At 50.8% G+C, this 9,329-nt stretch carries 10 protein-coding genes; 8 read left to right on the forward strand and 2 right to left on the reverse strand.

Annotated features, from left to right (window positions below):
• From ACRC27_RS10605 to hemW, 7 genes are all read left to right on the forward strand, one after another.
• Positions 1 to 626: YggS family pyridoxal phosphate-dependent enzyme (locus ACRC27_RS10605; protein WP_438639845.1), on the forward strand; the 626-nt coding region annotated here is incomplete at its 5' end.
• Between the two features lie 146 nt (positions 627 to 772).
• Positions 773 to 1,603, forward strand: a complete 831-nt coding sequence (proC, locus tag ACRC27_RS10610) for a pyrroline-5-carboxylate reductase (protein WP_438622393.1) — start codon at positions 773 to 775, stop codon at positions 1,601 to 1,603.
• A gap of 24 nt (positions 1,604 to 1,627) precedes the next feature.
• Positions 1,628 to 2,182, forward strand: a complete 555-nt coding sequence (locus tag ACRC27_RS10615; RefSeq protein ID WP_438622394.1) for a YggT family protein — start codon at positions 1,628 to 1,630, stop codon at positions 2,180 to 2,182.
• 32 nt (positions 2,183 to 2,214) lie between these two features.
• Positions 2,215 to 2,496, forward strand: coding sequence for a DUF167 family protein YggU (gene yggU, locus ACRC27_RS10620; RefSeq protein WP_438622442.1), 282 nt, complete (start codon positions 2,215 to 2,217; stop codon positions 2,494 to 2,496).
• 82 nt (positions 2,497 to 2,578) lie between these two features.
• Positions 2,579 to 3,118 carry a DUF4426 domain-containing protein gene (locus ACRC27_RS10625; protein ID WP_438639846.1) on the forward strand — a complete coding sequence of 180 codons (540 nt, stop codon included), beginning with the start codon at positions 2,579 to 2,581 and terminating at the stop codon, positions 3,116 to 3,118.
• Positions 3,119 to 3,209: 91 nt separating this feature from the next.
• Positions 3,210 to 3,803 (forward strand): XTP/dITP diphosphatase, encoded by a 594-nt coding sequence (locus ACRC27_RS10630; protein ID WP_438639847.1) that lies wholly within the window; start codon positions 3,210 to 3,212, stop codon positions 3,801 to 3,803.
• Positions 3,796 to 4,941: a radical SAM family heme chaperone HemW gene (gene hemW / locus ACRC27_RS10635; RefSeq protein WP_438639848.1), complete on the forward strand. Its 1,146-nt coding sequence runs from the start codon at positions 3,796 to 3,798 to the stop codon at positions 4,939 to 4,941. The genes ACRC27_RS10630 and hemW overlap by 8 nt, the downstream gene beginning before the upstream one ends.
• Positions 4,942 to 5,005: 64 nt before the next feature.
• Here hemW and ACRC27_RS10640 read toward each other — a convergent pair whose 3' ends face one another.
• Both ACRC27_RS10640 and lpcA read right to left on the reverse strand, forming a co-directional pair.
• On the reverse strand, positions 5,006 to 5,809 hold the full coding sequence (locus ACRC27_RS10640) for a class II glutamine amidotransferase (RefSeq protein ID WP_438639849.1): 804 nt from the start codon (positions 5,807 to 5,809) through the stop codon (positions 5,006 to 5,008).
• Between the two features lie 27 nt (positions 5,810 to 5,836).
• A complete protein-coding gene (lpcA, locus tag ACRC27_RS10645; RefSeq protein ID WP_438639850.1) occupies positions 5,837 to 6,421 on the reverse strand; it encodes a D-sedoheptulose 7-phosphate isomerase in 585 nt (194 codons plus the stop codon).
• Between the two features lie 412 nt (positions 6,422 to 6,833).
• On the opposite strand from lpcA, the gene fadE reads away from it, so the two are divergent.
• The gene (fadE, locus tag ACRC27_RS10650; protein WP_438639851.1) at positions 6,834 to 9,314 is read left to right on the forward strand and encodes an acyl-CoA dehydrogenase FadE; all 2,481 of its coding nucleotides are present in this window, start codon (positions 6,834 to 6,836) and stop codon (positions 9,312 to 9,314) included.
• Positions 9,315 to 9,329: the final 15 nt, after the last annotated feature.

The raw sequence follows: 9,329 nt of genomic DNA on the forward strand, positions 1-9,329 counted from the left end.
AATCTGTCACGCTGCTGGCGGTGAGTAAAACCAAACCCGTGAGTGCGGTACAAGAAGCCATTGCAGCCGGACAGCGGGCATTTGGTGAAAATTATGTGCAAGAGGGGGTGGATAAAATCACTTTCTTTGCCACCGAACCAGAGGGTGCAGAGCTTGTCTGGCACTTTATCGGCCCACTACAAAGTAACAAAAGCCGTTTGGTGGCCGAAAATTTTGACTGGATGCACACCGTTGATCGCGCCAAAATCGCTCAACGTCTGAACGAACAGCGGCCAGCCGACAAAGCACCGTTAAATGTACTAATTCAGGTCAATGTGAGTCAGCAAGCCAGTAAATCAGGGGTCGATTTCGCCCAAATTCAGCCATTGGCTGATCTGATCGCCACATTACCGCACTTACAACTGCGTGGGCTGATGACTATTCCGGAAGAAACGGCCACCTATGATGAGCAGTATGCTGAATTTGCCCGTTTACAGGCAGCATTTGAACAACTAAAGCTGACTCATCCAGAGGTCGATACGCTCTCTATGGGAATGAGCGGTGATCTTGATGCTGCCATTGCAGCAGGCAGTACGCTAGTTCGTATTGGTACTGCAATTTTTGGTGCCAGAGAGTATCCGGTATAGGTTAGCTGACATCCGTTATTCAGTACGCGTCATTCAGCATGCTTTATGCGGTCATGCCTTATGCGGTATAAACACAAAAACCGGTTGTTCGCCGCTATACCGCTGCCACGCCATACTAAAGCATAAAAAAACAAGGAGTCATCAAGATGACAAAGGAACAGGATTATCCACACATTGCATTTTTAGGCGCAGGCAATATGGCGCAGGCGATCATTGCAGGGCTATGTAAAGCCGGTTATCCACCTCAAGCCATTTGTGCCACCAATCGAACTGCACAAACGCGCCACCAGTTAGGTGAGCGTTATGGTATTCGAACCGATACTTCAAACCTTGATGCGGCCAGCAATGCACAGGTGGTGGTGTTAGGCGTAAAACCGCAAAATATGGCCGAAGCGTTAATCACTTTGCATGATCTGGATATGCGCGGAAAACTGGTCATTTCACTGGCTGCAGGTGTCTCTATCGCGCGCCTGCAACAACTGCTTCCTAGCGCGCAACGCATTATTCGGGTGATGCCAAACACGCCGGCACTGCTCGGTGCGGGCATGAGTGGTTTATATGCAGGATCGGCCGTTACCGCTACCGACCGCACATATGCCGAACAACTGCTGGGCGCGGTTGGAAAAATTTGCTGGCTAGCGGCTGAGAGCGACATTAACAGTGTGATTGCTGCATCAGGCAGTGCTCCTGCGTACTTTTTCTTATTTATGCAGGCGATGCAGGCCGAAGCACAGCAAATGGGATGCTCACCTGAAATAGCACGCTTACTGGTACAGCAGGCAGCACTGGGGGCGGCACGTATGGTTGATGAAAATCCTCAGCTATCACTTGAAGCCTTGCGAGCACAAGTCACCTCCAAAGGCGGCACAACGGCTGAGGCAATTCGGGTATTTAACGAAGAACATTTGGCAGAAACTGTTGCCAAAGCTATGCAAGCCGCGGTAAAACGCGCACAGGAAATGGAAAAACTATTTTAATTATCTTAACTGCAAGGCGTAGCGATGCAATCTTTAACTTTTTTGCTCAGTACCTTTATTGATTTGTACGTGTTTATTCTGCTGCTGCGCGTCTGGATGCAGGCGGCACGCGTTGATTTTTATAACCCGTTTTCACAGTTTGTTGTCAAAGCAACTCAACCCGTTGTTGCACCACTACGACGCCTCATTCCGGGTATCGGTGGCTGGGATATCGCGACTCTGCTACTGGTAGTGGTTATTCAGATCATCAAATTCCCGCTGATTGCAGTTGTGCAAACCGGTGCGGCATTCTGGAGTTCAGGCTATCTGCTGCTTGGTCTGCTGGCAACGGTAAAAGCCATCGGTAAGATGATCTTCTGGGTGTTGCTGATCCGCGCACTGCTGAGCTGGGTAAGCCAAGGCCGCAGCCCGATGGACTACGTGCTGTTCCAGCTCACTGAGCCTCTGCTTGCCCCACTGCGCCGAATTTTACCACCAATGGGTGGGTTGGATCTGTCGGTCATGCTGCTGTCAATTATCCTGATTGCACTGAACTATCTGGGCACTGACCTGTTCGGCTTCATCTGGCTGCAACTGTGAGTACAGCACCACACGCTGCGGTACAGCAGGATATCCACAATGAGGCGCTGATTTTGCGCCTCTATATTCAGCCAAAAGCCAGCCGTGACCAGATAGTCGGGCTGCACGGTGAAGAGCTAAAAATTGCGATCACCGCCCCGCCCGTTGATGGAAAAGCCAATGCGCATCTCACCAAGTTTTTATCGAAACAGTTTCGCGTAGCCAAAGGGCAAATTTGTATCGAAAAAGGCGAACTTGGCCGGCATAAGCAGGTCAGAATAGCGCAGCCGCAGCAGATCCCCCCAGAGATAGAAAAACTGCTACTCTCTGACTGAGTATTTGCTGATGGTTGACTAAAACCATCGGTGACTAAAACTGCCGACTACGCATAATGCACGTGTTTCACGGAGGAAACAGATGCTGATTTCACCCAAACTCACCACTGACTGCCGTATACATCACAACAGCACAAGTACCGGCGTATTACAAAGAGTACGCCAAGTTATCAGTCGACTACTGTACGTTGTGTTTGCTGGTACGCTGCTGTTCGTTGGTTCGATTGCCCATGCCGAGCAACAACAGGTTGGCGGCCTTGAAGTGCATTACAGCGCCTTTCCCTCAACATTGCTTAGTCCAGCGATTGCCACCCAATACGGTCTAACCCGCAGCGCCTACCGTATTATTCTCAATGTGACGGCACTTGATCCCAATAAAGCGGGAAAACCGGCGCAAGCCATTGCGCTAACCGGTACGGCACAAAATCTGATCGGTAATACCCGTGAACTGAATTTTCGCAGCATCCAAGAAGGTGAAGCACACTACTATCTGGCAGAAATTCCGGTAGTCAACGAAGAGACTTACCGCTTCTCACTGCAAATCAACCGTCCAAAAAACAGCCAAGAAACATTCAGTGGCGGTACATTACAATTCCAGCAGACCTTCTATACTGATCAATAACCGTTTTCTTCACCAACAATAGCTGACAGTCGGCCTGCGGCGCGTTACCCTTTCTGGAATCAATTTTTCAGTCAGAATACAGGATTTTGTGATGCAAAAAGTGGTATTAGCAACCGGTAATCAGGGCAAAGTACGTGAAATGGCCGATCTGCTGGCCAGCTTCGGTTTAGATGTCATCGCACAAAGCGAGTTTGACATAGAGTCTGCTGATGAAACGGGCCTGACATTTATCGAAAATGCCATTTTAAAAGCACGCCACGCCAGTCGCCTGACCGGATTACCGGCGATTGCCGATGACTCCGGCCTTGCCGTGGATGTACTCGGCGGTGCTCCGGGGCTGTATTCAGCACGTTATGCCGGTGAATATGCCAGTGATACTGACAACCTGAACAAGCTGCTGACAGTGATGGCCGATGTTCCAGACGCTGAACGACGCGCCCGTTTTCACTGCGTGCTGGTCTATTTGCGCCATGCAGAAGACCCAACACCGCTGGTGTGCCATGGTCAGTGGGAAGGCGTTATTACCCAGCAGGCTGCCGGACAGGGTGGTTTTGGTTACGATCCGATCTTCTTTATCCCAGAATTAGGCTGTACGTCTGCTGAACTGCCTGCTGAACAGAAAAAAGCGGTTTCGCACCGTGCAAAGGCACTGCAAAAACTACGGGAAGCCATGGCTCATGCTTGAGTTACCTCCGCTCAGTTTGTATATCCATATTCCGTGGTGCGTGCAGAAATGCCCGTACTGTGATTTTAACTCACACGCTCTCAAAGAGGGGTTGCCAGAAGCTGAATACATTGAGCACCTGCTCAATGATCTGCGCGCAGATTTACCGCTGGCAGGCGGGCGCACAGTGAGCACTATTTTTATCGGTGGTGGTACTCCAAGCCTGCTGTCAGCCGAAGCGATGCAACAACTGCTCGACGGTGTGCGAGCGCTGATTCCGGTAGCTCCTGATGCCGAAATTACCATGGAAGCCAATCCCGGAACGGTAGAAGCGGATCGTTTCACCGGTTATCAGCAGGCTGGCATCAACCGTATCTCTATCGGTGTACAAAGCTTTTCCAGTGAAAAACTGCAACGTCTTGGGCGGATACACGGGCCGGAAGAGGCAGTGCGAGCGGCAACACTGGCTACCCAACTGGGGCTGCGCAGCTTTAACCTTGATCTGATGCATGGCCTGCCCGACCAGACCCTTGAAGAGGCATTGAGTGATCTGCAACGCGCTATCAGTCTCGCTCCACCACATATTTCGTGGTATCAATTGACCATTGAGCCTAACACGCTGTTTAACTCACGCCCGCCAACGCTGCCGGATGAGGACATGCTGTGGATGATTTTCGAACAGGGCCATGCTTTACTGACGGCTGCAGGTTACGAGCAGTACGAGATCTCTGCCTATGCCAAACCGGGGTACCAGTGTCAGCACAACCTGAACTACTGGCGTTTTGGTGACTACATTGGCATTGGCTGTGGCGCGCACGGAAAGTTTACCTTTGATGATGGCCGTATATTGCGCACAGTAAAAACACGGCATCCACGCGGTTACATGCAAGGCCGTTATGTTGATAACCACAGCCCAGTACCGGAAAATGATCGGCCATTTGAGTTTTTCATGAACCGTTTCCGGTTGCTTGAGCCCGCACCACGCGCTGATTTCCCACTGTTCACGGGTCTGAGTGAACAGAGTGTACGTCCGGCACTTGATCAGGCGATCCGCTCAGGTTATATCATTGAAACTGACAGTACATGGCAGCTCACCGAGCACGGTAAGTTGTTTTTAAACTCACTGTTAGAGCTGTTTTTGATGCCTGATGAAATTTAGTTTATCAATCAATGGCCAAGTAATAAGCCTGATACGCACGTCAAGTGCCGTATCAGGCTTGCCCTCACACCCTAGCAATTAACTCCCCCATCCGAAACAGGCAATAATCCCCTTCCAGAATAGGCTGCCACACCTCATCGTGGGTAAGCGGCAGTGTTGCTATTAGGGTGACAACATCGTTCGCCGTTGTCTCTTGCTGAAAGTCGATCACCACATCTTCATCGAGCAGTGTAGCTCGGCCAAATGGCGCGCGACGGGTCAGCCAGTGTAATCGGGTTGAGCAAAAGGCCATCACAAACTCGCCGTCAGAGAGCAGCATATTAAACACGCCGAGACCTTTTAACTGCTCGCATAACGTCGCGATATATGCAAACAACGCAGGCCACTGGTTAAATGCCGGATCTGCCGGTGAATCAGCACCCACAGCCGAGGCATAGCGCAATTCAAGCTGATTAAGCAGCCAGCAAAATGCATACTCGCTATCCGTATCACCAACCGGTCGGTGGCGGCCGGTCGGCAATTGCGTAAAATCGGTCAACTGCCCGTTGTGGGCATAAGTCCAATAACGCCCCCATAACTCACGGGTAAACGGATGAGTATTTTCCAGTGAAACCGGCCCGCTGTTAGCCTGACGAATGTGTGCCACTACCGCGCAAGATTTAATCGGGTAATCTTGCACCAATTGCGCAATACGCGATTGTGCGCTGGGCAGCGGATCTTTAAACGTGCGAAAGCCACGCCCTTCGTAAAAGGTGATCCCCCAACCATCTTTATGCGGGCCAGTTTGCCCACCGCGCTTGGCTAGCCCTGTGAAGCTAAAGCAAATATCGGTCGGTACATTGGCGCTCATCCCGAGCAATTCACACATCAGCCACTCCTTTTATACCGCCGGTGTTTATTCCGCGGCGGCCATTTCCTTCTCAATCAACTGAATCATAATATGGATCACCTTAATATGGATCTCCTGAATACGATCGGCATAACCAAAATGGGCAACCCGCACCTCTACATCCGCACTACCTGCCATTTTTCCGCCATCTTTACCGGTTAATGTCAGAACTTTCATGCCTTTAGCACGTGCAGCCGCAATTGCTTTAATGATATTGGCCGAATTCCCTGATGTTGAGATCCCGAGCAATACGTCACCCTCACGTCCAACCGCCTCGACATAGCGCGAAAAAACATGATCATAACCAAAATCATTTCCTACACAGGATAAATGGCTCGGATCAGAGATAGCAATAGCCGGATAACCTGGGCGGTTTTCACGATAACGGCCGGTCAGCTCTTCGGCAAAGTGCATGGCATCACAATGTGATCCCCCATTACCGCATGACAATACTTTACCGCCCGCACGAAACGCATCAGCAATCAGCGTGGCTGCGGCTTCAATACTGGCAATATTGGCTTCATTGGCCAGAAAATCATTCAGAACCGTGTTCGCTTCATTAAGTTCATTGCGGATCAAATCATGGTACATCGGAAAACCTCTCTCATTATTTTCAGCACAAAATGACAGCTGATATGTAGGGCTTTACAGGACAACTCCTGCAAGCAAGGTAACACTGCAAACAATACGCAATAACACGAATCATCCGCATCATGCTGGCAGTGTACCGAATCTGTAAAAAAGGGAGAAGAAAACTCAGCCCTCGGTATCAGAAACTTGCTCAGCGCACAGTTTATGTAATCAAAATGTAAACAACTTGATGAATGTCATCATTTGGTCTAAAACAGATCATAAGAGTCAGGTCAGACCTCTGACCTAATCGAACCTGATGAGCTTTACCGGATGTTGGCTCACTTCCTGTCTCTCAAGCCGTTGTAGCAGACAATACGGTCTCTGCTACCACCGTTTCAGACATCATAGCCCCTGACTTCAAGGAGCGATCATGGCATTGCTACTCACATTTGTGTTTTTTATCGGTATTTTCGGTCTGCTGGCCTATCACCGAATCAAGCTTTATCAATCTGCACTGATTTTAGTCGGTTGTGCGCTGCTGACGGTTCCTTTGCAGCTGATTTCACTCTGGGTATGGCTACCGGTCTTACTGGTTATCGGATCGATAAACATCGCCCCTTTGCGCCGCCGAATGTTCAGCTTGCCGGCACTGAAAGCATTTCAGCGTATCATGCCAAGCATGTCAAAAACCGAGCAAGAGGCGCTCGAAGCAGGAACAACATGGTGGGAAGGTGAACTGTTCCGTGGGAAACCTGACTGGTCAGTACTGCATGCCTACCCGATTCCTACGCTCAGTGATGAAGAGCAGGCATTTCTTGATGGGCCGGTCAACACACTGTGCCAAATGACCAATGATTTTCAGATCACCCATGAGCTGGCAGACCTGCCGCCCGAGATCTGGCAGTACCTCAAAGATCAGCGTTTTTTTGCCATGATCATTCAAAAACAGTATGGGGGATTGGAATTCTCTGCCCATGCCCAGTCACTGGTTTTACAAAAACTGGCTGGCGTTTCCAGCGTACTGGCCTCAACGGTCGGCGTACCCAATTCGCTCGGCCCCGGAGAGCTATTGCAACACTACGGCACGCCAGCGCAAAAAGAGCACTATCTACCACGCCTTGCCTGTGGTGAAGAGATCCCCTGTTTTGCCCTGACCAGCCCAGAGGCCGGATCAGATGCCGGTGCAATTCCCGATACCGGCATCATCTGCCGTGGAACATGGCAAGGCGAAGAGATCTTAGGCATGCGCCTGACATGGAACAAACGCTATATCACACTGGCCCCTGTCGCAACTGTGCTCGGATTGGCCTTTAAGCTGTACGATCCCGAGCATTTATTGGGGATCACTGAAGATTTAGGCATTACTTGTGCCTTGATCCCAACAGATACCGATGGCGTACAAATTGGTCGACGCCATTTTCCATTAAATATTCCGTTTCAAAATGGGCCAACACAAGGGCAGGATGTCTTTGTACCGCTCGACTATATTATCGGTGGGCAAACCATGGCCGGACAAGGCTGGCGAATGCTAATGGAGTGCCTCTCGGTCGGACGTGGTATTACCCTGCCTTCCAATACCACGGGCGGAACCAAAAGCGCGGCACTGGCTACCGGCGCATACGCACGGATACGCCGCCAATTCAAAATGCCGATTGGCTACATGGAGGGCATAGAAGAGCCACTCGCCCGAATTGCCGCGCACACCTATCTACTCGATGCCGCCGCAACCCTGACCACCACCGCCATTGATTTGGGCGAAAAACCGGCCGTTATTTCAGCAATCGTGAAATACCACTGTACCCACCGCGCACAGCGTTGCGTGATTGATGCTATGGATATTGTCGGCGGAAAAGGGATCTGCATGGGGCCGAATAACTTTCTGGCCAGAGCCTATCAAGGCGCACCGATTGCCATTACCGTTGAAGGGGCAAACATTCTCACCCGCAGTATGATTATCTATGGGCAGGGCGCAATTCGCTGTCATCCGTATGTACTGGCTGAAATGAGTGCAGCCAAGAGCAGTGGCTCACTGGCTGTTAAGCAGTTTGATGATGCACTATTTGGTCATCTGGGTTTTGCCCTGAGCAATACGGCCCGTACACTTTGGCTAGGTTTAACCGACGGACGTACCAGCGCGGCCCCTAAACAGGCTCGCACCTTAACCCGCTACTACCAGCGTCTAAACCGTTTATCGGCCAACCTTGCCCTGCTCTCTGATGTCAGCATGGGTGTTCTTGGCGGCAGTTTAAAGCGCCGTGAGCGTTTGTCGGCACGGCTGGGCGACCTACTCAGCTATCTGTTCCTCTCTTCAGCCGCACTCAAACGTTTTGCTGACGATGGCTCCCCTGAAGCTGACCTCCCTCTGCTAGAGTGGAGCTTGCAAGATAACCTCTATCTGGCCCAACACGCTATTGATGAAATACTGCAAAACTTTCCGCAACCTGCTATCGCTAAAGTACTCAGATTTTGCCTGCTGCCGCTCGGAAAAACCTACCGCCGCCCAAATGATCAACTCGATCATCAGCTGGCCCGTATTCTACAAACACCCAGCGCTACCCGCAGCAGACTCGGGCGCAACCAGTTCTTACAAAACTGCCCGCATAACCCTGCCGGCCGTTTAGAGCAGGCTTTAGAGGATGTACTGCTTGCAGAAACCATTCTCAACCGTCTGCGTCAAACTACGGGGGAAAATCACCCGCTAATGGCACTCGATAAACTGGCTGAAAATGCGCTGCAAGCCGGTACCATCTCCACACACGAAGCCGAACTGCTGCACCGTGCCGAACAGGGGCGTTTATACGCCATTAATGTAGATGATTTTGCCCCACATACACTGGCGGCATACCATACCGATAAAAGGGTGAAACCGGCTTTAGCTGCCGTCGCACACACTGAACAAGCGGTTTCTTAGCCAAGATAAAAAGAG

Origin of the sequence: Plesiomonas sp., from assembly GCF_051650925.1 — a bacterium.
GTDB lineage: Bacteria > Pseudomonadota > Gammaproteobacteria > Enterobacterales > CAMTGL01 > Plesiomonas.